Source organism: Janibacter anophelis NBRC 107843, from assembly GCF_001570945.1.
In the GTDB taxonomy this organism is placed as follows: Bacteria; Actinomycetota; Actinomycetes; order Actinomycetales; family Dermatophilaceae; genus Janibacter; species Janibacter anophelis.
Genome location: NZ_BCSQ01000057.1, coordinates 1 through 21,448, shown reverse-complemented (window position 1 = coordinate 21,448; position 21,448 = coordinate 1). Strand labels below are relative to the sequence as shown.

Genomic DNA, 21,448 nt, shown 5'->3' with positions numbered 1-21,448 from the left:
GCTCGCGGTCAACGCCCGCGCCGCCGGCCCGCGCCTGGGCAAGCAGGTGCAGGTCGCGATCAAGGGCTCCAAGTCCGGCGACTGGTCGGTCGCCGACGACGGCACCGTCACCTCCGGCGGGATCGAGCTGGTCGAGGGCGAGTACACGCTCGAGACCGTCGCGGCCGATGACGAAGGGAGCAACCGCGCCACCGCGATGCTCCCGGGGTCGGTGGGCGGCTTCATCGTGCTCGACACCGAAGTCACCGACGAGCTGGCCGCCGAGGGGCTGGCGCGCGACGTCATCCGTGCTGTGCAGGAGACCCGCAAGCAGTCCGGCCTCGAGGTCTCCGACCGGATCAGCCTGACGATCACCGGCTCCCAGCAGGTGTGGGAGGCGACCGTGGCCCACCAGGGGCTCATCGTCGACGAGACGCTCGCCGGGCAGTTCGGCTCGGCGCCGAACCTCGAGGCGCTGCCGCTCGGCGACGGTGTCGTCGAGACCGAGCTCTCCGGCAGCGAGAGGGTGCGGGTCAAGGTCACGCGCCTGTGACGCGGCGATGATCAACGGCATCCTCTGGGTGCTCGGCTGCCAGCTCGTCGGCGAGGTCCTCGTCCGCGGGCTCGGCCTCTCGATCCCCGGCCCGGTCGTCGGGATGGTGCTCCTCTTCGGGGTGCTCTCCCGGCGCCGGCCGGGACCGGAGTCGGGGACGTTGCGCTTCTCCGACGGGTTGCTGCGGCACCTGCAGCTGTTCTTCGTGCCCGTGACCGTCGGGATCATGGTCCACGTCGGTGAGCTCGGTGAGCAGTGGCTGCCGGTGACCGGCGGGCTGGTGCTGTCCTGGGCCGCTGGGCTCGTCACCGTGGCCGCGCTCGGGGCATGGCTGCAACGCCGCCGAGGTGTCCGGGCGGGTGGCCATGACTGAGGCGCTCGACTGGCTGCGCGACTCGCCGCTGACGTGGATCTTCGTCACCCTGCTCGCCTACCGGGCCGGGGTGTGGGCTCGTGAACGATCCGGCGGCCACCCGCTCTCGCAGCCGGTGCTCGTCGCGGCCGGCCTGGTCATCGTCCTGCTGCTCGTGCTCGGCATCGACTACGACACCTACATGTCCGGCGGAGCGCTCATCCACCTCGTCCTCGGCCCGGCCACGGTGGCGCTCGCGGTGCCCCTGCACCGGCAGGCCCACCACCTGCGCGAGATGGCCGTGCCGCTGGCGATCGCCCTGCCCGCCGGGGCCCTGGTGTCCATCGGGTCGGCGATCCTCACCGTGCGGGCACTCGGGGGGAGCGAGGCGCTCGAGCACACCATCGCGCCCAAGTCCGCGACGACCCCCGTGGCCATCGCCGTGGCCGAGGGCATCGGGGGAGTGCCCGCCCTCGTCGCCGCCTTCACGATGCTCGCGGGCATGCTCGGCGCCGTCTTCGGGCCCTGGCTGCTCGACCGGATGGGCGTGCAGGACAGGAGGATTCGCGGACTCGCGATGGGCGCCTCCTCGCACGGGGTCGGCACCTCGCGCTCGTTGCACGACAGCCTCGTCGAAGGCGCCTTCGCCGGCCTGGCGATGGGCCTGACCGCGCTGCTGACGAGCATCCTCGTCCCGGTCGTCGTCGCCCTGCTCTGACCCGCGCATGTCCCCCGGGACCGCGCATTTCCCCGGGGAAATGCAATCTCTCGACATCAAGACTTTGCATTTCCCCGGGCGGATGCGCGTTCGGGCTCAGACGGCGTCGGCCTGCCGCTCCCACACGCCGGACTCCATCGGCCGGCCCGTCTCGAGGACCGACTTGATGCCGGAGAGCACCCACGGCCAGCCGCCGCCACCGGCGCCCATCGGGTCGGGGTTGCCGGCGACCTGGCGTGCGGTCTCGGGGCGGCCGGTCAGGTCGTGGGTCAGGGTCAGGCGGGTGGCGCCGTCAGCGGTCGCCTCGATCTCCCACGTGACGGTGCCCGGCTCCTCGTCCTGGATCCACACCGGGCCCCAGGTCTGCACGAGCCGGTGCGGGGGGTCGGCCTCGAGGACCTCACCGGTGACGACGACGTCGGGCATGTTCATCGACGTCATCTCCTCGCTCGCCCGGTGCTCGTAGTGGCCGCCGGGGGTGAGGTCGTAGGAGACGTCGCCGGTGTACCCGTAGAGCCGGCTGAACTCCGGCGTCGTGATCGCCTCCCACACCCGCTCGGGCGTGGCGTTGATGAAGATGCGGTGGATCTGGATGTCGCTCATGGCCTGTCCTCTTCCAGTGCTCGTTTGAGGTCGAGCAGCGCGGAGGCCCGCGCCGCCGTGTACTTGTCGATCCAGCGGTCGTGGATCGCCCGGATCGGGACGGCGTTGAGGAAGTGCAGCTTGCTCCGCCCCTGCTTGTGGGTGACGACGAGGTCCGCTTCCTCGAGCAGCCGCAGGTGCTTGGCCACCCCGAACCTCGTCATCTCCCAGTGCTCGCGCACGACCTCCTCGAGCTCGGACTGGGTGCGCCCGTCCTGCTCGTGGAGCGCGTCCAGCAGCGCCCGGCGGACCGGGTCCGCCAGCGCCTTGAACACGAGGTCGTCATCGCTCACGCCATCGACAATAGGTGACCATTTGGTCACGTGTCAACGACTATGGTCGGGGGGCATGGACACGACCTTGCACTCGGTGGACGGACTGCTCGAGCTGGCTCCGGTGGGCGAAGGGGGTCGCCCGGGTGTCAAGAAGGCGCTCGTGGGCCACGGCGCCCGGGTGGTGATGTTCCGCTTCGCGGCCGGGCAGGTGCTCGCCGAGCACACCGCGGCCTTCCCGATCCTCGTGCAGTGCCTCGAGGGGGAGGTCGAGTTCGTCACGGGGGAGCAGTCGGTGACCCTCACCCGGGGCGCGGTCGCCAACCTCGACGCCCGTGTCCCGCACGAGGTGCGGGGCGTGACCGACGCGGTCTTCCAGCTCGTGATGCTCGACCCGCAGGCCGAGCCGCCTTCTGCCTGAGGCGTGGAGGTATGCGCGCTGCTGATTCGTCGGCGCGTTCACCTCCACCCGGCGGCTCGGGTGCGCACGTGCGGCACGACCATCGGCGTGCCCGACTGCGGGTCGTCAACGACGTCGGCGGCCAGGCCGAAGACCTCGTGGACCAGGTCCGCGGTGAGGACCGTCGCCGGGTCGCCGTCGCCGCGGATCCTCCCTTCGCTCATCACGACGAGGCGGGAGGCGAAGCGCGCGGCCTGGTTGAGGTCGTGCAGGACCGCGACGATCGTGCGGCCCTCGCGGTTGAGCTCGGCGAAGAGCTCGAGCAGCTCGTACTGGTGCGCGATGTCGAGGAAGGTCGTCGGCTCGTCGAGCAGGACGACCTCGGTGTCCTGCGCGAGCACCATCGCCACCCATGCCCGCTGCCGCTGACCGCCCGAGAGGGTCGCGACCGGGGTGTCGGCGAGGTCGCTCAGGTGCGTGCGCTCGAGCGCGGAGGTGATGGCGACGTCGTCGTCCGGCGACCACTGCCGCAGCAGGGAGTGGTGCGGGTGCCGGCCGCGGGCGACGAGCTCGCCGACGGTGATGCCCTCTGGGGCCACAGCGCTCTGCGGCAGCAGCGAGATCCGTTGCGCGACAGCACGTCCACGCATGCGGTGCACGTCGCCGTCGTCGAGCATCACCCGCCCGGCCGAGGGCCGGTTGACCCGGCACAGCGTCTTGAGCAGCGTCGACTTGCCGCAGCCGTTGGGTCCGACGACGACCATGAAGTCACCGCGCTCGAGGGTCAGGTCGAGCGCGGGGATGACCGGGTCACCGCCGTATCCGACGGTGATCTGCTCGGCCGTGATGAGCGAAGGGGGAGTCATGTCGCCTTCTTCCATTCGCCGACGAGCAGGACGCCGAGGTAGACGCCGCCGATCGCCAGGGTGAGGATGCCGACGGGCAACCCGTCGAAGAGCGGGACCTGCTGGGTCGCGAGGTCGGCCAGCGCGAGCAGGAGCGCGCCGGTGACGGCGGACAGCCCGAGCAGGGGTCGGGCACTGCGGGCCAGCCGTCGGGTGACGTGCGGTGCGGTGAGCGCGACGAAGGCGATCGGTCCGGCGACCGCCACGGCGCCGCCGGCGAGCAGCACCGACAGCAGCACCGACCAGCGCCGCACCGAGCCCGAATGCACGCCGAGGGAGGCGGCCACCTCGTCGCCCATCTCGGTCAGACCGAGCGGGATCGACAGCAGCGCCAGGGGGATGACCACGATCGCGAGGATGATCCAGATCGTCGCGGCGTGGTCCCAGCCGCGCGCGTTGAGGCTGCCGTTGAGATAGGCCGCGAGGACCGACGCCTTGTCGCGGGCGACGACGTAGACGACGTACTGGGTGAAGGCGTACGCCATCGCGGAGACGCCGATGCCGGCGAGGATCATCCGCATCGGGTTGGCCAGCCCGGTGCCGGTGCTCACCGCGACGAGCCCGACGGCCAGGGCCGCGCCGGCGACCGAGCCGAGGACGACCGAGGTCGCACCCGGCAGGAGCAGCCCGACGAAGGCGGCGCCCGCCCCGGCGCCCGCGCTGACGCCGATGACGTCCGGGCTGCCGAGCGGGTTGCGCGTCACGGCCTGGAAGAGGGCACCACTCGCCCCGAGCGCCGCTCCCGCGCCGAGCGCGACGACGAGGCGCGGACCGCGCAGGTGCCCGAGGACGAAGTTGGCCTTGCCCTTGGCCTCGCGCGAGATCACTTCGGCGAAGCCCCGGGGCAAGTCTGCCGGCGCCACGCCGAGGTTGCCCATCGACAGTGTCGCCAGGGCCGTCGCGACGACGAGGGTGAGCAGGACGACGCCCAGGAGCGACGCCCTTCGCCGGGCCGGACGCAGCGCGCTCATGCCGAGCCCCTGCGACCGAGGCGGCGCACCGCGAGCAGCAGCACGGGCGCACCGACGAAGGCGGTGACCACGCCGACCATGAGCTCCTGCGGCCGCAGGACGACCCGGCCGATGACGTCGGCGCCGAGCAGGACGATCGGGCCGACGAGCAGGCAGCCGAGCAGCTGGGCGCGCATGTCGAGGCCGACGAGGGCACGCACGACGTGCGGCACCGCCAGCCCGACGAAGGCGATCGGACCGACCGCGGCGGTCGCCGACGCGCACAGCACGGTCGCCGCGGCGAGCGCGGACGCCCGAACCAGCACCGTGTTGACGCCCAGGCCGGTGGCCGCCTCGGAGCCGAGCGCGACCGCGTTGAGCCCACTCGCGCAGAGCAGCGCCACGACGAGCCCCACGAGGACGAAGGGGGCGACCGCCCGCAGCTGGTCGAGCCCACCGTCGCCGAGGGAGCCGACGACCCAGAACCGGTAGTTGTCGAAGTGCCGCGGCAGCGCCAGCGCGACCGCCTGCACGTAGGCGGTGAGGACGGCCGCGACGACGGCGCCGGCGAGCACGAGGCGCACGAGGCTCGCGCCGGTGTCGCCGGCGGTGCCGATGGTGTGGACGGTGACCGCGGCGATCCCGCCGCCGAGCAGCGCGACCCACACCGACAGGCCCGACCCGGCGGAGATGCCGAAGAAGGCGCTGGCGGTGACCATCGCCGCCGCGGCGCCGGCGTTGATGCCGAGCAGGCCGGGGTCGGCGAGCGGGTTGCTCGTCACGCCCTGCATGAGCGCTCCGGCCAGGGCGAGGGCGGCGCCGACCCCGAGGGCGAGCAGGGTGCGCTCGACGCGGGCGTCGACGACGGTGCCGAGGTAGGGGTCGGACCGCGTGGTGAGCGCGTCGGCGACCTGGGCGAGCGAGGTGGGCTTGGACCCCAGCGCGAGCGAGGCCACGCACACGAGGGCGAGCACGACGACGCACCCCACGAGGACCGCGAGGGTCCGTGGGGTGCGTCGCGTGGTCGTCCGTGAGGTCACCAGCGGGGAGGTTACTTCTTCTCCGCCTTGGCGATGGCCTTGTCGATCATGTCGGGGTAGCGCTCGAGCGTGTAGGGCACGGTGAGCGGGTTGATCATCGACGACGCGGTGACGAAGGAGGGGTCGTCGGCGGCGACGACGGCGCCGGACTTGATCGCCGGGATCGAGGCGTAGAGCTCGTTGGCCAGGGCCTGCTTCTTCGCCTTGGGGTCGCTGTAGAAGGTGAAGATCAGGTCGCTGTCCTTGAGCTTGTCAGCGTTTTCGTACCCGATGACCGCGGAGTCGGTGCCCTCGGTCTCCTTGAGCGTCTTGATGACCGGGTCGGGCTTCAGCCCGAGCTTGCCGACGATCGCGGCGCGCTGCTCGGTCGGCAGGAAGACGCCGAGGGTGTCGGGCGTGGTGTAGACGTAGCTGAAGGTGTGCTCGGCCCACTCGGGGTGCTTCTTCGCCTCGTCGGCGAGCTGCTTGTCGAGGTCGGTGATGAGGTTGGTGGCCTCGTCCTCCTTCCCGAGTGCCTTGCCGATGATCTCGATCTGCTGGTCCCAGTCGATGCTCCACGCCTTGTCGGGGTAGGCGACCGTCGGGGCGATCTCGCTCAGCGAGTCGTACTGCTCCTGGGTGATGCCGGACCATGGGGCGAGGATGACGTCGGGCTCGAGCTCGACGATCTTTTCGAGGTCGAGCTCCTCGCCGGCGCCGACGAACTGCGGCAGCTTCGCCCCCTCCTCCTTGACGGCCTCGTGGACCCACGGGGTGTAGCCGCTCTCGTCGGCCGCCCACGCGTACTCCTCCATGCCGACCGGCACATTGCCCAGGGCGATCGAGGTCTCGGTCGAGCCCTGGCCGAGGGTGACGACCTTTTCGGGGGCCTCGGGGATCTCGGCGGTGCCGAGGCTGGACTCGATGCTCACGGGGAAGGCGGCGGAGTCGCCACCGGCGGAGCCGCCGGACGTGGCGTCGCTGTCGGAGGCGGAGTCGGAACCGCACGCGCTCAGGGCCAGGGGCGCGGTGAGCAGGAGTGCGACACCGGAGGTGCGCAGGCGGGGCAGGAGCATGAGGGAACCTCTGGGTCGATGGTCAGTTAGGCGAGGCTAACCTACCATGCCGTCCGTGCGGTGCACCCGGTGCCCGTCCCGGTCGAAGATCATGATCACCTCGGCCGGACCGCCGAGCGCGGTGAAGGAGTGCGGCGTCATCGTCTCGAACTCGGCCGCCTCGCCCGTCTCGACGATGATGGTGCGCTCGCCGAGGAGGAGTTGGACGCGCCCCTCGAGGACGAAGAACCAGTCGTGCCCGGGGTGGACGCGCTGCTCCGGGGGCCGGGCGTCCGGCTCGACCCGCACCTTCATCGCCGTCGTCGTACCCGTCGCCTTGGTGAGCATCCACGTCGTGCGGCCCTCCTCGAGGGTCGCGGTCGGGCGGATGACGACGTCCTCGTCCTCGTCCTCGGCGAGCAGCGTCTCGACGTCCGTGCGCAGGGCGCGCGCCAGGGGCAGCAGGACGTCGAGGCTGATCGCCCGCTTGCCGGTCTCGATCCGGCTGATCGTCGACGGGCTGAGGTGGGAGCGGGCCGCCAGGTCGTCGAGGGAGAGGCCCTGCGCGGTGCGCAGGCCACGCAGTCGGGTGCGGACGGTCTGCTCGATCTCGCTCACGGGGTCCTCCTCGGCGGTCTTGCGGATACTGCAAGATATTATGCACTATCCGCCAAGGCTGTCTACCGTGGAGGTCATGAGCAGCCACGACCACGCCGGCACCCCCACCATCGAGCGCCACGTCGACGTCGCCGTCGTCGGTGGCTCCGCCGCCGGTCTCGCGGCGGCACTCCAGCTCTCGCGCCAGCGCCGGTCGGTCGTCGTCATCGACTCCGGCGAGCCGCGCAATGCCCCCGCCGACCACATGCACAGCTACCTCGGGCACGAGGGACGTCCGCCCGCCGACTTCCTGCGGATCGCCCGGGAGGAGGTGCGCTCCTACGGGGCCGAGGTGCTCACCGGTCGCGCGACCGCGGTGACGCGCGAGGACGCCGGATTCCGGGTCGAGCTGAGCGGCGGGCACGTCGTGCACGCGCGTCGGGTGGTCGCCGCGACCGGCCTGACCGACGAGCTGCCCGATGTGCCGGGCCTGGCCGAGCACTGGGGCGGCGCGGTGATCCACTGCCCCTTCTGCCACGGCTACGAGGCACGCGACAGCCGCATCGTCGCCCTCGTCACCTCGCCGATGGGCCTGCACCCGCTGTCGCTGCTGCGCCAGCTCACCGACGACCTGACCGTGCTCGTCCACGCCGGCGTCACCGGCGACGAGCCCCAGCTGGAAGCGCTGCGCGCCGCCGGGGTGCGGGTCGTCGTGGCCCCCGCCGAGCGGGTCCTCAGCGACGGGACCGGAAGCCTGACCGGCATCCGGCTGCAGGACGGCACGGTCGTCGACGCCGACACCATCCTCATCGGGACGCGACTGCACGCCCGGGTCGCCCCCTTCGCCGGCATGGGGCTGACGGCGAGCGAGCACCCGAGCGGCGTCGCCACCCACGTCGAGGCCGACCCGATGACCGGGGCCACCGCCGTCGCCGGCGTCTACGCCGCCGGGACGCTCGCCGAGCCGATGCTCCAGGTCCTGCCGACCGCTGCCGCGGGCAGCCGGGTGGGGAGCATGGTCAGCTTCGACCTGGCCGCGGAGGACCTCGCGGCCGCGGCGCGACCCAGCGCCCACGCGGCGGACTGGGACGGGCGCTACTCCGGCGACCAGCAGTGGAGCGGCAACCCCAACGGCTCGCTCGTCGGGGAGATCTCGGGCGTGGCGCCCGGGACCGCCCTCGACGTCGGCGCGGGCGAAGGTGGCGACGCCGTCTGGCTCGCCGAGCAGGGCTGGCGGGTGACGGCGAGCGACATCTCCGCCCTCGCCCTGGAGCGGGTCGGCGCCGCCGCCCGCGACCGCGGCCTCGACATCGCGCTGCTGCAGGCCGACGCCAACGCCGCGGCCCCCTTCGGAGGCAACCGGTACGACCTCGTGACCGCGGCCTACGCGTCCATCCCGCGCACGCCCGACGGCCGGGGCGTCGCCCACGTGCTCGACGCCGTCGCCCCCGGCGGGCAGCTGCTCGTCATCAACCACGACACCCAGGACATGGACGCCGCCGCCGAGCGGATCGACCCGGAGCAGACGCGGCCCTTCGACCACAAGGCCTTCGTCGACACCGAGGCGATCATCGCGGCCATCGCGCAGCGGCCCGGCTGGGTCGTCGAGGTCGACGAGCGAAGGGAGCGCCCCGCCGGTGCCGTCTCCACGCACCACGTGCACGACGTCGTCCTGCGTGCACGCCGCGGCGCCTGACGATGGGACAATCTCCCGCATGAGTCCCGCCCCCGACGCACCCCAGCGGCAGGCCACCGAAGAGCTCGAGCTGCGCAAGCGCATGCGCCTGGTCGAGGAGGGCATCCTCGAGCGGGCGCCCGAGCACGACCTCGAGCCGAGCCTGGACCGCATCCGCGCGGTCATGGACCTGCTCGGCGAGCCGCAGCGCACCTTCCCCGTCATCCACGTCACGGGGACCAACGGCAAGACCTCGACGGCGCGGATCATCGAGTCGATCCTGCGCGAGGCGGGGCTGAAGACCGGGCGCTTCACCTCGCCGCACCTGCAGGACATCCGCGAGCGGATCACCATCGGCGGCGAGCTGATCACCCGGCAGGCCTTCCTCGACGCGTGGGCCGACATCGCCCCCTTCGTCGACGCGGTCGACACGCGCTCGGTCTCCGAGGGCGGGCCGCGGATGACCTACTTCGAGGTGCTCGTCGCGCTGGCGTACACGGCCTTCGCCGATGCTCCCGTCGACGTCGCGATCGTCGAGGTCGGCATGGGCGGCTCGTGGGACGCGACCAACGTCGTCGAGGCCGATGTCGCCGTCATCACGCCCGTGGGCATCGACCACCAGCACTTCCTCGGGGACGCGATCGAGGACATCGCGACGGAGAAGTCCGGGATCATCCACCCCGACGCCATCGCCGTCAGCGCCCCGCAGGAGCCGGAGGTCGTCGAGATCCTGCGCGCCCGGGCCGAGGAGGTCGGTGCGCAGCTCAAGCTCGAGGGGCTCGACTTCGGTGTCCTCGAGCGGGACGTCGCCGTCGGCGGCCAGATGGTCTCGCTGCGCGGGCTCGCCGGTGACCACCCCGACCTGCTGCTCAACCTGCACGGCGCGCACCAGGCGAGCAATGCGGCGCTCGCCGTCGCGGCCGTCGAGGCCTTCCTCGGGGGCGGCGAGCAGCCGCTCGCCGAGGAGGTCCTGTCCGCCGGCCTGGCCGCGGCCACCTCGCCCGGTCGCCTCGAGATCGTGCGCCGCAGCCCGACGGTCATCGTCGACGCCGCGCACAACCCGCACGGTGCCGCGGTGCTCGCGGAGGCTCTCAAGGACTCCTTCACGTTCACCCACCTCGTCGGCGTCGTCTCGATCTTCAAGGACAAGGACGTCGTCGGGATCCTCGAGGCCCTCGAGCCGGCCCTCGACGAGGTCGTCGTCACCCGCTCGACCTCGCCCCGGGCGATGCGCCCGGACCGACTGGGGGAGATCGCCGCCGAGGTCTTCGGTGACCACCGCGTCACCGTCATCGAGGCCCTCCCCGACGCGCTCGACCACGCGGCCAACCTGGCGGACGAAGGGGGGATCGCCGGCGGTGTCGTCGCCACCGGCTCGATCGTCACCGTCGGTGAGGTGCGCCTGCTGCTCGGCGTCACCGATGTCGAGGCGCCCGTGGCGCGCCCGGCCGAGGTGCCCGTCGAGCTGGACGAGGAGTGATCTCGAGGCTCGGCCGCGGGCGGCCTCGCACCTCGATCAGCGTGGCGCATACCCTTGTCGACCGTGACTCCTGACCAGCCGCGCCCGCAGGGCAAGTTCATGTGGCGGATGCTCGCCACCGTCGTCGGGGGGCAGGCGCTCGTCATCTTCTTCGGCGCGCTGACCAGCCGCGGTCTCGACCCGGACCAGGCGCCCGTCGTGGCGGGGCTGACCCCCTTCGCCCTCCTGTGCGCCCTCGCGGTCCTCGCGCTGGTCTCCGCGGGCCTGATGCGCCGGCCCTTCGGCCCGGCGCTCGGATGGGGCGTACAGGTTCTTTCCATCCTGTCCGGATTCTTCGTGACGATGATGTTCGTCGTGGGCGTGGTCTTCGCGCTCCTGTACTTCTACTGCCAGCGCATCGGCCGCCGGGTCGACCGTGAGCAGGCCGCCCGCGCCATGACCCAGCAGGAGAGCTGACCTTGGACCTCATCACCGCGATCATCCTCGGGCTCGTCCAGGGCCTGACCGAGTTCCTCCCCATCTCCTCCAGCGCCCACGTCTCGATCGTCGGGCAGTTCCTCGGTCAGGAGGACCCGGGCGCGGCCTTCACCGCGATCACCCAGCTCGGCACCGAGGCCGCCGTCGTCATCTACTTCTGGCGCGACATCACGACGATCATCCGCAAGTGGTTCCTCTCGCTCGCCGGCAAGGTGTCCAAGGACGACCCCGACGTGCGCATGGGGTGGCTCGTCATCATCGGCACCATCCCCATCGGGCTGCTCGGCCTGCTCTTCCAGGACCAGATCGAGTCGACGCTGCGTAGCCTGTGGATCACCGCGACGATGCTGCTCGTCTTCGCCTTCGTCATCATGGCGGCCGAGCGAGTCGGCACCCAGCGCCGCGAGCTGACCGAGCTGACGTGGAAGCACGGCCTCTTCTACGGCCTCTGGCAGGCGCTCGCGCTCATCCCCGGCGTCTCCCGCAGTGGCGGCACGATCGCCGGTGGTCTCTTCATGGGCTACACCCGTGAGGCCGCTGCGCGCTACAGCTTCCTCCTCGCCATCCCCGCCGTCATCGCCTCCGGTGGCCTGCAGGTCGTCAAGATCGCCGGCGGCGAGGGCACCGGCGAGACGGGCTGGGGGCCGATCCTCATCGCGACGGTCATCGCCTTCTTCGTCGGCTATGCGGTCATCGCGTGGTTCATGCGCTACATCACGACGCACACGTTCACCCCCTTCATGATCTACCGGATCCTGCTGGCACTCGGCCTCTTCGCCCTGCTGGGTACGGGCACGATCCAGCCGTGACTACGCTGACCCCGTGACTGATACGCAGACCGAACGCTCCCTGATCCTCGTCAAGCCCGACGGCTTCCGTCGCGGCCTCACGGGTGAGGTGATCCGCCGCATCGAGGCGAAGGGGTACACCCTTGCCGCGCTCGCCGTGGTGACCCCGACCCGTGAGCAGCTCGCGGCCCACTACGCCGAGCACGAGGGCAAGCCCTTCTACGAGCCGCTGCTGGAGTTCATGTCCTCCGGCCAGGTGGCCGCCGTCGTCATCGAGGGCCAGGAGTGCATCAAGGGGTTCCGATCCCTCGCCGGTGCGACCAAGCCGACCGAGGCCGCCCCCGGGACGATCCGCGGCGACCTCGGGCGCAAGTGGGCCGGCACCGTCGACGAGAACATCGTCCACGGCTCCGACTCCCCGGAGTCCGCCGCCCGCGAGATCGGCATCTGGTTCCCGAGCCTGTGACGTGCTGACGGGGGTGCGCTTCTCGCGTGACCTGGCCATCGACCTCGGCACGGCCAACACGCTGATCCACCAGCAGGGCCGCGGGGTCGTCCTCGACGAGCCGAGCGTCGTCGCGCTGAACGTCGAGACCGGTGAGCTGGCCGCGGCCGGAGCCCGGGCCAAGGAGATGCTCGGCCGCACCCCGGGTGCGCTGCGGGCGGTGCGTCCGCTGCGTGCCGGTGTCATCAGCGAGCCCGACGCCGCGGAGGAGATGCTGCGCTGGTTCACCGACCGGGTCGGCGTCTCGAGCGTCTTTCGCCCGCGCATGGTCGTGTGCATCCCGAGCGACATCACCGGGGTCGAGCGCCGGGCCGTCGAGGAGGCCGCGCTGCGCGTCGGCGCCCGCAGGGTCTACCTCGTCGAGGAGCCGATGGTCGCCGCGATCGGCGCCGGCCTGCCCGTCACCGACACCGAGGCCTCGATGGTCGTCGACATCGGCGGCGGCTCGACCGACGTCGCCGTCATCGCCCTCGGCGGCATCGTCGCCTCGCGCAGCACCCGCGTCGCCGGCGACGCCGTCGACGACGCGATCGTCGAGCACGTCCGCCGCAACCTCTCGCTCCTGCTCGGCGAGCGCAGCGCCGAGCACATCAAGATCGAGGTGGGCTCCGCCTTCCCCTTGGCCCGCGAGGTGACCACCCGCGTGCGCGGCCGCGACCTCGTCACCGGCCTGCCCAAGACCGTCGACGTCGGCTCCGCCGAGATCCGCCGGGCGATCGCTCGGCCCGTCGAGGAGATCGTGGCACTCGTCCGCGACGTCCTCGACCGTTGCCCGCCCGAGCTCGCCGGCGACGTCCTCGAGCGCGGCATCACCCTCACCGGTGGTGGTGCGCTGCTGCGCGGCCTCGACGCCCGCCTGCGTCACGAGCTCGGTGTGCCCGTCACCGTGGCCGATGCTCCCCTTCGTGCCGTGGTGCGGGGTGCCGGTCGCTGCGTCGACGACTTCGCCGCGCTGCAGCCCGTGCTCGTCGACGGGCACCGCTTCTGATGCGACGCCGCGTCCTGCCGGCACTGCTGGTCCTCACCGTGCTCGTCCTGCTCGCCGACCTGGCCGGAGCGCCTCTCGGACCGGTCCGCGGGGTTGGCGACGCGGTCCTCGGGCCGGTCGTGCGTCTCGTCGCCCCCGGCGGTGACACGACGGACCTGCTCAAGGAGGACAACCTCGCTCTCGCCGAGGAGGTGCGTCGGCTGCGTGACCGTGAGCAGACGGGCGAGCAGATCGACGACCTCGACACCGGCGACCTACCCACCGTCACCGGCCGCGTCGTTGCACTCGACCGGGCTGGCGCGTCCGGACCCGAGCGGGTCACCCTCGACATCGGGCGCCGAGACGGTGTGCGCACCGACAGTGCGGTCATCGCCCCAGAGGGCCTGGTCGGCCGGGTCGTGTCGGTCAGCGAGTGGAGCAGCGACGTCAGCGTCATCGGCTCACCCGGAGCCGGTGTCGGCGTCCGCTCCGGGCCGAAGGGAGTCATCGGCACCTTGAGCGGGTCCGACCCCACCACCTCCCACGCTGCGGACGAACTCGTCATCACCCAGCTGACCCGTGACCGCGTGACGAAGGGGGACACCGTCACCACCCTCGGCAGCCCCGGCTCCCGCCCGTACCCGCCCGGCATCAGCGTCGGCAAGGTGACTCGCGTCGAGCGAGCGCCCGGGCGCCTCACCGACACCGCGATCGTGCGCCCTGCCGTCGACCTGGCCACCGTTGACGTGGTCGCTGTCGTCACCGGTCCCGGCCGCACGGCGAAGCGGGCGTCGTGACCGGCCTGCGGTGGCCGCTGCGCCTGCTGCTCCTCGCGGTGGCGCTCGTCGGCCTGCTGGCGCTCGGTGCCCGGGGCGTCCTCGCGCCGCCTGATCTCGTCATCATCGTCGTCGTCGGCGTCGCGCTGTCGGCAGGGTCGACCTCGGGCGCGATCGTCGGCCTGCTCGGCGGGTGGCTCATCGATCTCGCCCCACCGGTCGCCAGTCCGCTCGGCCTGACTGCTCTCGGCTACGCCGCGGCCGGGTGGCTGGCCGGTCTGGCCCACCGCCGCTCGGGACACCCGTGGTGGTGGCCCGTCCCCGTCGTGGCCGTCGCCGTCGTCATCAGCCGGATCGCCCCCGTGCTCGTCGACCTCACGAGCGCCCGGCCCGTCGCGTGGGGCTCCCTCGCGTGGCAGGTGCTCGCCACCGCCACCCTCGGCCTCGTCCTCGTCGGGCTCATCGAGCGACTTGAAGCCGCCCTCGTCACGAGGCGCTGGGCATGAGTCGCCGCGGCCCCCAACTGCAGGTGCGCATGCTCGCCTCGCTCGCGGTGCTCACGCTGCTCGCCGGCGTGCTCGTCGGACGCCTGGGCCAGCTGCAGCTGACCGACCACCCTGCGGGCGACGCCCGGGTCGCGGCCCCGGGGACGTCTCGGGTTCCCCTGCCCGCCCTGCGCGGTCGCATCCTCGACCGCGACGGGCGGCCCATCGTCGACAACGCGGTGCGCACCGACGTGACGATCGACCGCCGCTCCCTCGCCGACGCCTCCGACGGTGGCCGGGCGACGGTGCGCCGCCTTGCGGAGGCGCTGGACCTCCCCTTCGACCGCCTGTGGGGTCGCACGACCCTTTGCGGGGCGCCCGGCGCAGCCGACCCGCCGCACTGCTGGGCCGGCTCGGCCCTCGTCCCCGTGCCGGTGGCCGTCGACGTCGACCCGGCCGACGCGGCCCGGCTCACCGAGCGACCCGAGCTCTACCCGGGCGTCGCCGTGACGAGCCAGCCGGTGCGTGCCTACCCCCGGGCGAAGGGGGGCGGGGCCCCGCAGACCACCGGGTACCTCACCCGTCCCGACGCCGAGACGATCAAGGCCTCCGACGGGGCGATCACCGACGCCGACCTCGTCGGGGCCTCCGGGCTCGAGCGGCAGTACGACGAGCTGCTGCGGGGGAGCGGGGGATACAGCGAGGTCCGCGTCGACGCCCGCGGGGTCGCCGTCGCGGAGACCGCGCGACGCGAACCGGTGCCCGGCTCGGACCTCGTGACCACCCTCGACCTGCCCGTCCAGCGCGCGACCGAGGCCGCGCTCGCCGACGGCGTGCGCGATGCCCGCGCCCGTGGCCACGCGGCCGACACGGCGGCGGCGATGGTCCTCGATCTGCGCGATGGGGGTGTTGTTGCCTCCGCGAGCCACCCGACCTACGACCCCTCCGTGTGGTCGAAGGGGGTGACCCAGCGCCAGTACGACCGCCTGACGACGGGGGATCGCAGCCCGCTCATCGACCGTGTCGCGGGAGTGGCGCAACCACCCGCGTCGACCTTCAAGGTCGTCACGCTGCCGGGGGCCGTCCGCGCCGGGACCAACCCTGACGAGGAGGTCAACTGCTCGTCGAACTACCGGATCGGCAACCAGGTCTTCAACAACTTCGAGTCGCGGGCTTACGGGATGATCTCGTGGCACGAGGCGCTCGTCGTCTCCTGCGACACCGTCTTCTACCGGGTCGCCGATGAGGTGTGGCAGGACCACGGCGGCCTGTCCGCGAAGGACGACGCCGGTGACCCGCTCATCGACACCGCCCGTGGCTTCGGGCTCGGCGAGGCGACCGGCATCGACCTACCTGCAGAGTCCGCCGGCCGGATCCCCGGCCGCGCGTGGAAGCGCGACTGGTGGGAGGCGACGAAGGACGAGTCGTGTGCGCAGGCCGAGCGCGGCCACCCCGAGGTCAAGGACAAGACCGAGCGCGACTACCTCACCGCACTCGCGAAGGAGAACTGCGACAGCGGCCATCAGTTCCGCCCCGGCGACGAGGTCAACCTGTCCATCGGGCAGGGCGATGTCACCGCGACCCTGCTCCAGATGGCGCAGGTCTACGGGACGATCGCGCTCGACGGGACCGAGCCGAGCCCCCACCTGGGCCGCGCGACGATCGCGCCCGACGGCACCCGGACTGACCTCGACGTGCCATCGGCACGTGAGGTCGACCTGCCGGGGGAGACCGGTCGGCTGATGCGCCAGGCCCTGGCTGACGTGGTCAGGTCGTCGTCCGGGACCGCCCACGGGGCCTTCGCCGGGTTCCCCCTTCGTGACTGGCCGGTGGCCGGCAAGACCGGGACGGCCGAGGTCTTCGGCAAGGAGGACACCGCGTGGTTCGTGTCCTACGCACCCACGACGCAGCCGCGCTACGTCGTCGCCGTCGTCGTCTCACAGGGCGGCACCGGCGGTGGGACCGCGGCGCCGATCGCACGCGACATCCACGAGGCACTTCGCCCGCGGTGATCTGTCAGGGGTCCGAGCTGAGTGCGTCTCCGAGTTCAGTCCGGGCGTAGAGGACACGTCGCCCGGAGCGGTGCGCGGACAGCAGCCCAGCGCGGCGCATCACCTGCAGGTGCTGGTTGACGGCTGAGGTCGTCACGCCGAGTCGACCGGCGAGGTCCGTGCCGGAGGTCGGCTCGTCAAGCAGTCGCAGGAGACGCGCTCTCGGGGTCCCGAGCAGCGCGGTGACCGCGGTCGACTCCACGTGCGGGGCCCCGGAGCACATCTCGCCCTGGCCTCGAGCGGGGTACATCACCATCGGGGGGTGGTCCTCGCGGCCCGGATACGCCGCGCGGGTGCTGAACATCGTCGGGACGAGCCACAGGGGTCGGTCGCCGACGAGCACCTCGTGGTCGTACCCGTGCCGGCTGCGCACGATGAGTACGTCGCCGTCGAGCGACACGGTCGGGCTCAGGTCGGCGAGGACGGAGGGCATCCCACGGCGCGCCGCGACATGACCACGGTGGATGATGTCGGCCTCCATGGTGGTGCGCATCCGGGGCCAATCGGGTGCCACGCAGACTTTCCAGTAGCCCTCGAGGGCGGTGATGACCCGGTCGACGAGGGGCCGGCCACGACCGAGGTCACCGAGTCCACCCGTCACATCGACGATGTCCTCGGCCAGCAGCTCCGGGTCGACCTCTCGTAGCCGCGCGAACTCCGCGGCTGCGCTGTCGGACGTGCCCCTCGGTGGAGGGGTGAGGGCATCAGGGGTGTGGCCGTGCTCGTTGAGCAGTTGCCGGAGCGTGACCGTGTCGACCGAACCCAACTTCGCCCGGGCCGAGGCCTCCCACGCGAGCTGCAGGGGGAAGCGCGAGGGCTGGGCGAGGACGCGAAGGGAGAGGGTCGTCTCGATGAGCGGTGAGATCCCGAAGCGGACATCGGCCACCGCCGCGTCAGGAAGTCGGAACCTCACCATTTAGCGCAATGCTACATCTGTGGTCGGTCGTGAGCGCGCCGCCGGATGCTGTGCCGGTGCAGAGTCCACCCCGATCCGTGTCCACCCCACACGCCGACGTGATCGACGTGGCTGGCGTGTTGAGAGGGCTGGTGCGCCCCCTCTACCTCCCGAGTGCGTTGTACTCCGTCGGGGTCGGTGCGGCCATCCCGGCTCAGGTGCTCGTCGGTCTTGAGGTTGGCCTCGCCGCAGCGACCGTGGCGCTCGTGATCGCCGGCTCGGGTGTGGCCCTCATCGCTGGCACGTGGTGGGGAGGCCCTGTGGTCGAGCGACTGGGAGAGCGACGCGCCCTCGTCGTCGCGACGGTCGCCGGCGTGCTGCCGGTAATCCTCCTGGCGGGCGTCCTTGCCGCCGGCCTCCCGGGTGCCGGGATCGCGTACGCCCTCACCCTCGCCGCCTTCAACTTCTGCGATGGCGTGTGGGCAGTCGCTCGCCAGGAACTCATGGCGGTCTGGGTGCCGGCGCAGGTGCGCGGGCGTGCCGTCAACACCTACGGCGCGAGCCAGCGCGCCGGGCGTCTCGTCGGACCCTTCATCGCTGCCGTGTTGATCGTTGCCATCGGGCCGATCGGCGGCTTCGTCGTCTTCGCGGTCGCCGTGACCATCGGTCTCGTGGCCCTCCTTGCCGCAGACGAGCCGGCGCACATGGGAGAGTCGGCACCTCCGACGAGTGGGGTGTCCGGAGATGTCCGGGCTGACGTACTCGCGTCCACCCGCTCGGCCTTCTGGGTCGTCGGACTCGGAATCCTTGCCCTGGCCATCGTGCGCGCCCAGCAGGAGGTGCTCCTCCCGCTGTGGGCTTCGAGCGCTGTCGGGCTGACGGCGGCGACCGTGTCCGTGGCCATGGGGTTGTCGCTGGCGCTCGAGATGGTCCTCTTCTACCCAGCGGGCTGGGTACTCGACCGGTACGGCAGTCTCCCGGTCGTGGTCGCGTGCTTGGTCGTGCTCTCTGCCGGCTTTGCGCTGCTCGCCCTTCCCGGCCTCTTCTGGGTGGGTCTCTGCCTCATCGGACTCGGCGGCGGCATCGGCTCCGGCATCGTCAAGACCATCGGCCTCCAGCTGGCGCCGCGGGTCGGCAGGCCACGGTTCCTCGGGCGGTGGCAGGCGCTGGCGAGCGCGGGTGCGGTGCTGGGCCCGCTCGTCGTTGCCGCCACGGGCACCGTCTCGTTGGACATCGCGGTGTGGGCCACGGTCGTCGTCGGCCTCTCTGGGGCGGTCTGGCTCGCCACAGCCGGACGCCGCCACCTGGTTCCTCGTTCGACATGACGCGGCCTGCGTGTCCCACGCCACTGCGTCATGGCTAGGCTGCACCCCATGGCTGACTTCGATCTCGTTGTGCTCGGTGCTGGACCTGGTGGCTACGTCGCGGCGATCCGCGCGGCGCAGCTCGGCAACAAGGTTGCGGTGATCGAGAAGAAGTACTGGGGAGGCGTCTGCCTCAACGTGGGCTGCATCCCCAGCAAGGCGCTCATCAAGAACGCCGAGCTCGCCCACACGCTGACCCATGACAAGAAGAAGTTCGGCATCGAGGGCGACGCCACGATGTCCTTCGGCCCGACGCACGCCCGCTCCCGCCAGGTGAGTGCCGGCATCGTCAAGGGCGTCCACTTCCTCATGAAGAAGAACAAGATCACCGAGATCGACGGCTGGGGCACGATCACCGGCGCCAACACCATCGACGTGGCGCTCAACGACGGCGAGACCAAGACCGTCTCCTTCGACAAGCTGATCATCGCCGCCGGCGCGACCACCCGCATGCTGCCCGGGGTCGAGGTGAGCGACAACGTCGTCACCTACGAGGAGCAGATCCTCGACGAGAACCTGCCCGGCTCGATCATCATCGCCGGCTCCGGCGCCATCGGCGTCGAGTTCGCCTACGTCATGAAGAACTTCGGGGTCGACGTGACGATCGTCGAGTTCCTCGACCGGATGGTCCCGACCGAGGACGCCGATGTGTCCAAGGAGCTGGCCAAGCACTACAAGAAGCTGGGCGTCAAGGTCATGCTCGGCACCAAGGTCGAGTCCGTCGAGGACACCGGCTCGGGCGTCAAGGTCACCGTCACCCCGGCGAAGGGGGGCGACGCCCAGGTCCTCGAGGCCGACAAGCTGCTCTCCGCCATCGGCTTCGCCCCGCGCACCGAGGGCTACGGCCTGGAGTCGATCGGCGTCGAGCTGACCGACCGCGGCGCCATCGCCATCGACGAGTACTGCCGCACCAACGTCGAGAACGTCTACGCCATCGGTGACTGCACCGCCAAGCTCATGCTCGCCCACGTCGCCGAGGCCCAGGGCGTCGTCGCCGCCGAGCACATGAACGGCGCCGAGACGATGCCGGTCGAGTACGACTTCGTCCCGCGCGCGACCTACTGCCACCCGCAGATCGGCTCCTTCGGCTACTCCGAGGAGCAGGCGAAGGAGAAGGGCTACGACGTCAAGACGGCGACCTTCCCCTTCACCGCCAACGGCAAGGCCATGGGCCTGGGCGACGCGGTCGGCTTCGTCAAGGTCGTCGCCGACGCGGAGCACAACGAGATCATCGGCGCCCACATGATCGGGCCCGACGTCACCGAGCTGCTGCCGGTCCTCACCCTCGCGCAGAAGTGGGACCTCACCGCCGACGAGGTCGCGCGCAACGTCTTCGCCCACCCGACCCTGTCCGAGGCGGTCAAGGAGGCCGTCGAGGGCATCGCGGGGCACATGATCAACCTCTGACCCACGCGACGAGGGCCCCCGGGACGGATCCCGGGGGCCCTCGTCGTGCCCGGGGAGGCGGTGCCCGGGGAGGCGGCTCAGGCCATGTCCTCCAGCTCGACCCCCTTCGTCTCCGGCACGAAGCGCAGGACGAAGAGGAGGGAGAGCAGCGCGAAGACGGTGTAGAAGCCGTAGGCGAACCACAACCCCACGTCGGCCATCGAGGGGAAGGTCGTCGAGATGACGAAGTTGGCCAGCCACTGGGCGGCCGCGGCGATCCCGAGCGCGAGGCCACGGATGGTGTTGTTGAACATCTCGCCGAGCAGCACCCAGACGACCGGCCCCCACGAGACCCCGAAGAAGACGACGAACGCGTTGGCGGCGACGAGCGCGATGAGCGCGGCGTCGTCGGTCAGGTCGGGCTGCCCGTCCACGAGCCGGGCCTGGCTGAAGATCCACGCCATGACCCCCAGGCTGGCCGTCATCCCGGTCGAGCCGATGAGCAGCAGCAGGCGGCGGCCGATCTTGTCGATGAGCGCGATGGCGACGAGGGTGACGACGATGTTGGTGACCGACGTGATGACGGTCTGCTTGAGCGCGTCGTCCTCGGTGAAGCCGACGGACTGCCACAGCGTCGACGAGTAGTAGAAGATGACGTTGATCCCGACGAACTGCTGGAAGACCGATAGGGCGATGCCGATCCAGACGATCGGCAGCAGCCCGCCACCGGGCTTCCTCAGGTCGGCGAACGAGGAGCGGGCCTCGCGGACGATGGTCCGCTTGATCTCGCTGATCCGGGTGTCGATGCCGTCGACGAGGACCTGGCCCAGGACGTCCCGGGCGCGCTGCTCGTCCCCGACCCTGATGAGGAAGCGCGGCGACTCCGGGATCGTCACGGCCAGGACGCCGTAGGCCACCGCCGGCAGGGCCTCGGCGAGGAACATCCAGCGCCACGCGTCGAGCCCGAAGGCCATCGGCTCGTTGGAGCCGCCGGCCGCCGCGGCGATGGCGAAGTCGGAGAGCAGCGCGACGAAGATGCCCGTGACGATGGCCAGCTGCTGCAGCGACCCCATCCGACCCCGGATCGCGGCGGGGGAGATCTCGGCGATGTAGGCGGGGGCGATGACCGAGGCGGCGCCGACGCCGACGCCCCCGAC

The 21,448-nt window shown here is 71.5% G+C and carries 24 protein-coding genes; 15 read left to right on the top strand and 9 right to left on the bottom strand.

All coding sequences use genetic code 11. The features are described from left to right. The 3 genes from JAN01S_RS17210 to JAN01S_RS13560 all read left to right on the top strand — a co-directional run. Positions 1-532, top strand: a 532-nt coding sequence (locus JAN01S_RS17210) for a DUF5915 domain-containing protein (RefSeq protein ID WP_244884848.1), incomplete at its 5' end; no start/stop codon positions are given. A 7-nt stretch (positions 533-539) separates the two neighbouring features. Then, positions 540-905 (top strand): CidA/LrgA family protein, encoded by a 366-nt coding sequence (locus JAN01S_RS13565; RefSeq protein ID WP_068319149.1) that lies wholly within the window; start codon positions 540-542, stop codon positions 903-905. Next, a complete protein-coding gene (locus JAN01S_RS13560) occupies positions 898-1,602 on the top strand; it encodes an LrgB family protein (RefSeq protein WP_084360266.1) in 705 nt (234 codons plus the stop codon). The genes JAN01S_RS13565 and JAN01S_RS13560 overlap by 8 nt, the downstream gene beginning before the upstream one ends. Before the next feature lie 96 nt (positions 1,603-1,698). Here JAN01S_RS13560 and JAN01S_RS13555 read toward each other — a convergent pair whose 3' ends face one another. Next, positions 1,699-2,205, bottom strand: a complete 507-nt coding sequence (locus JAN01S_RS13555) for an SRPBCC domain-containing protein (RefSeq protein ID WP_068319148.1) — start codon at positions 2,203-2,205, stop codon at positions 1,699-1,701. Then, on the bottom strand, positions 2,202-2,537 hold the full coding sequence (locus tag JAN01S_RS13550) for an ArsR/SmtB family transcription factor (protein ID WP_068319147.1): 336 nt from the start codon (positions 2,535-2,537) through the stop codon (positions 2,202-2,204). Before JAN01S_RS13550 ends, JAN01S_RS13555 begins: the two co-directional genes overlap by 4 nt. 55 nt (positions 2,538-2,592) lie before the next feature. On the opposite strand from JAN01S_RS13550, the gene JAN01S_RS13545 reads away from it, so the two are divergent. After that, on the top strand, positions 2,593-2,937 hold the full coding sequence (locus JAN01S_RS13545) for a cupin domain-containing protein (RefSeq protein WP_068319146.1): 345 nt from the start codon (positions 2,593-2,595) through the stop codon (positions 2,935-2,937). Between the two features lie 38 nt (positions 2,938-2,975). On the opposite strand, the gene JAN01S_RS13540 is transcribed toward JAN01S_RS13545, so the two are convergent. The 5 genes from JAN01S_RS13540 to JAN01S_RS13520 are packed head-to-tail and all read right to left on the bottom strand — an operon-like array spanning position 2,976 to position 7,463. Next, positions 2,976-3,782, bottom strand: coding sequence for an ABC transporter ATP-binding protein (locus JAN01S_RS13540; protein ID WP_068319145.1), 807 nt, complete (start codon positions 3,780-3,782; stop codon positions 2,976-2,978). Then, positions 3,779-4,792, bottom strand: coding sequence for a FecCD family ABC transporter permease (locus tag JAN01S_RS13535; RefSeq protein WP_068319144.1), 1,014 nt, complete (start codon positions 4,790-4,792; stop codon positions 3,779-3,781). Before JAN01S_RS13535 ends, JAN01S_RS13540 begins: the two co-directional genes overlap by 4 nt. After that, positions 4,789-5,811, bottom strand: coding sequence for a FecCD family ABC transporter permease (locus JAN01S_RS13530; protein WP_218000046.1), 1,023 nt, complete (start codon positions 5,809-5,811; stop codon positions 4,789-4,791). The genes JAN01S_RS13535 and JAN01S_RS13530 overlap by 4 nt, the downstream gene beginning before the upstream one ends. Before the next feature lie 11 nt (positions 5,812-5,822). After that, positions 5,823-6,866: an iron-siderophore ABC transporter substrate-binding protein gene (locus JAN01S_RS13525; protein WP_068319139.1), complete on the bottom strand. Its 1,044-nt coding sequence runs from the start codon at positions 6,864-6,866 to the stop codon at positions 5,823-5,825. A 36-nt stretch (positions 6,867-6,902) separates the two neighbouring features. Further along, positions 6,903-7,463 (bottom strand): helix-turn-helix domain-containing protein, encoded by a 561-nt coding sequence (locus tag JAN01S_RS13520; protein WP_084360264.1) that lies wholly within the window; start codon positions 7,461-7,463, stop codon positions 6,903-6,905. A gap of 76 nt (positions 7,464-7,539) precedes the next feature. Between JAN01S_RS13520 and JAN01S_RS13515 the strand changes: the two genes are divergently transcribed. From JAN01S_RS13515 to JAN01S_RS13475, 9 genes are all read left to right on the top strand, one after another. Next, a complete protein-coding gene (locus tag JAN01S_RS13515) occupies positions 7,540-9,138 on the top strand; it encodes a bifunctional NAD(P)/FAD-dependent oxidoreductase/class I SAM-dependent methyltransferase (protein WP_068319136.1) in 1,599 nt (532 codons plus the stop codon). A gap of 19 nt (positions 9,139-9,157) precedes the next feature. Beyond that, positions 9,158-10,597 (top strand): bifunctional folylpolyglutamate synthase/dihydrofolate synthase, encoded by a 1,440-nt coding sequence (locus tag JAN01S_RS13510; RefSeq protein WP_068319134.1) that lies wholly within the window; start codon positions 9,158-9,160, stop codon positions 10,595-10,597. Positions 10,598-10,660: 63 nt separating this feature from the next. Beyond that, a complete protein-coding gene (locus JAN01S_RS13505) occupies positions 10,661-11,053 on the top strand; it encodes a DUF4233 domain-containing protein (RefSeq protein WP_157075753.1) in 393 nt (130 codons plus the stop codon). A gap of 2 nt (positions 11,054-11,055) precedes the next feature. Further along, positions 11,056-11,883: an undecaprenyl-diphosphate phosphatase gene (locus JAN01S_RS13500; RefSeq protein WP_068319132.1), complete on the top strand. Its 828-nt coding sequence runs from the start codon at positions 11,056-11,058 to the stop codon at positions 11,881-11,883. A gap of 13 nt (positions 11,884-11,896) precedes the next feature. Then, complete coding sequence (gene ndk / locus JAN01S_RS13495) at positions 11,897-12,328, top strand: nucleoside-diphosphate kinase (RefSeq protein ID WP_068319131.1); 432 nt, start codon at positions 11,897-11,899, stop codon at positions 12,326-12,328. Positions 12,329-12,341: 13 nt separating this feature from the next. Next, positions 12,342-13,355: a rod shape-determining protein gene (locus JAN01S_RS13490; RefSeq protein WP_068319150.1), complete on the top strand. Its 1,014-nt coding sequence runs from the start codon at positions 12,342-12,344 to the stop codon at positions 13,353-13,355. Next, the gene (gene mreC / locus JAN01S_RS13485; RefSeq protein WP_068319129.1) at positions 13,355-14,131 is read left to right on the top strand and encodes a rod shape-determining protein MreC; all 777 of its coding nucleotides are present in this window, start codon (positions 13,355-13,357) and stop codon (positions 14,129-14,131) included. Before JAN01S_RS13490 ends, mreC begins: the two co-directional genes overlap by 1 nt. Next, positions 14,128-14,616, top strand: coding sequence for a hypothetical protein (locus JAN01S_RS13480; protein WP_068319127.1), 489 nt, complete (start codon positions 14,128-14,130; stop codon positions 14,614-14,616). The genes mreC and JAN01S_RS13480 overlap by 4 nt, the downstream gene beginning before the upstream one ends. Next, positions 14,613-16,607: a penicillin-binding transpeptidase domain-containing protein gene (locus JAN01S_RS13475; RefSeq protein WP_084360263.1), complete on the top strand. Its 1,995-nt coding sequence runs from the start codon at positions 14,613-14,615 to the stop codon at positions 16,605-16,607. The genes JAN01S_RS13480 and JAN01S_RS13475 overlap by 4 nt, the downstream gene beginning before the upstream one ends. A gap of 4 nt (positions 16,608-16,611) precedes the next feature. Here JAN01S_RS13475 and JAN01S_RS13470 read toward each other — a convergent pair whose 3' ends face one another. Then, entirely contained in the window at positions 16,612-17,562 is a 951-nt protein-coding gene (locus JAN01S_RS13470; RefSeq protein ID WP_084360262.1) for an ArsR/SmtB family transcription factor, read from the bottom strand. Positions 17,563-17,678: 116 nt separating this feature from the next. Between JAN01S_RS13470 and JAN01S_RS13465 the strand changes: the two genes are divergently transcribed. Both JAN01S_RS13465 and lpdA read left to right on the top strand, forming a co-directional pair. Continuing rightward, positions 17,679-18,866 carry an MFS transporter gene (locus JAN01S_RS13465; protein WP_169797236.1) on the top strand — a complete coding sequence of 396 codons (1,188 nt, stop codon included), beginning with the start codon at positions 17,679-17,681 and terminating at the stop codon, positions 18,864-18,866. Between the two features lie 48 nt (positions 18,867-18,914). After that, complete coding sequence (gene lpdA, locus JAN01S_RS13460) at positions 18,915-20,312, top strand: dihydrolipoyl dehydrogenase (protein ID WP_068319121.1); 1,398 nt, start codon at positions 18,915-18,917, stop codon at positions 20,310-20,312. 77 nt (positions 20,313-20,389) lie between these two features. Here the strand turns inward: lpdA and JAN01S_RS13455 are convergent. After that, the coding region (locus tag JAN01S_RS13455; protein ID WP_068319119.1) for a sugar porter family MFS transporter at positions 20,390-21,448 on the bottom strand (1,059 nt) is incomplete at its 5' end.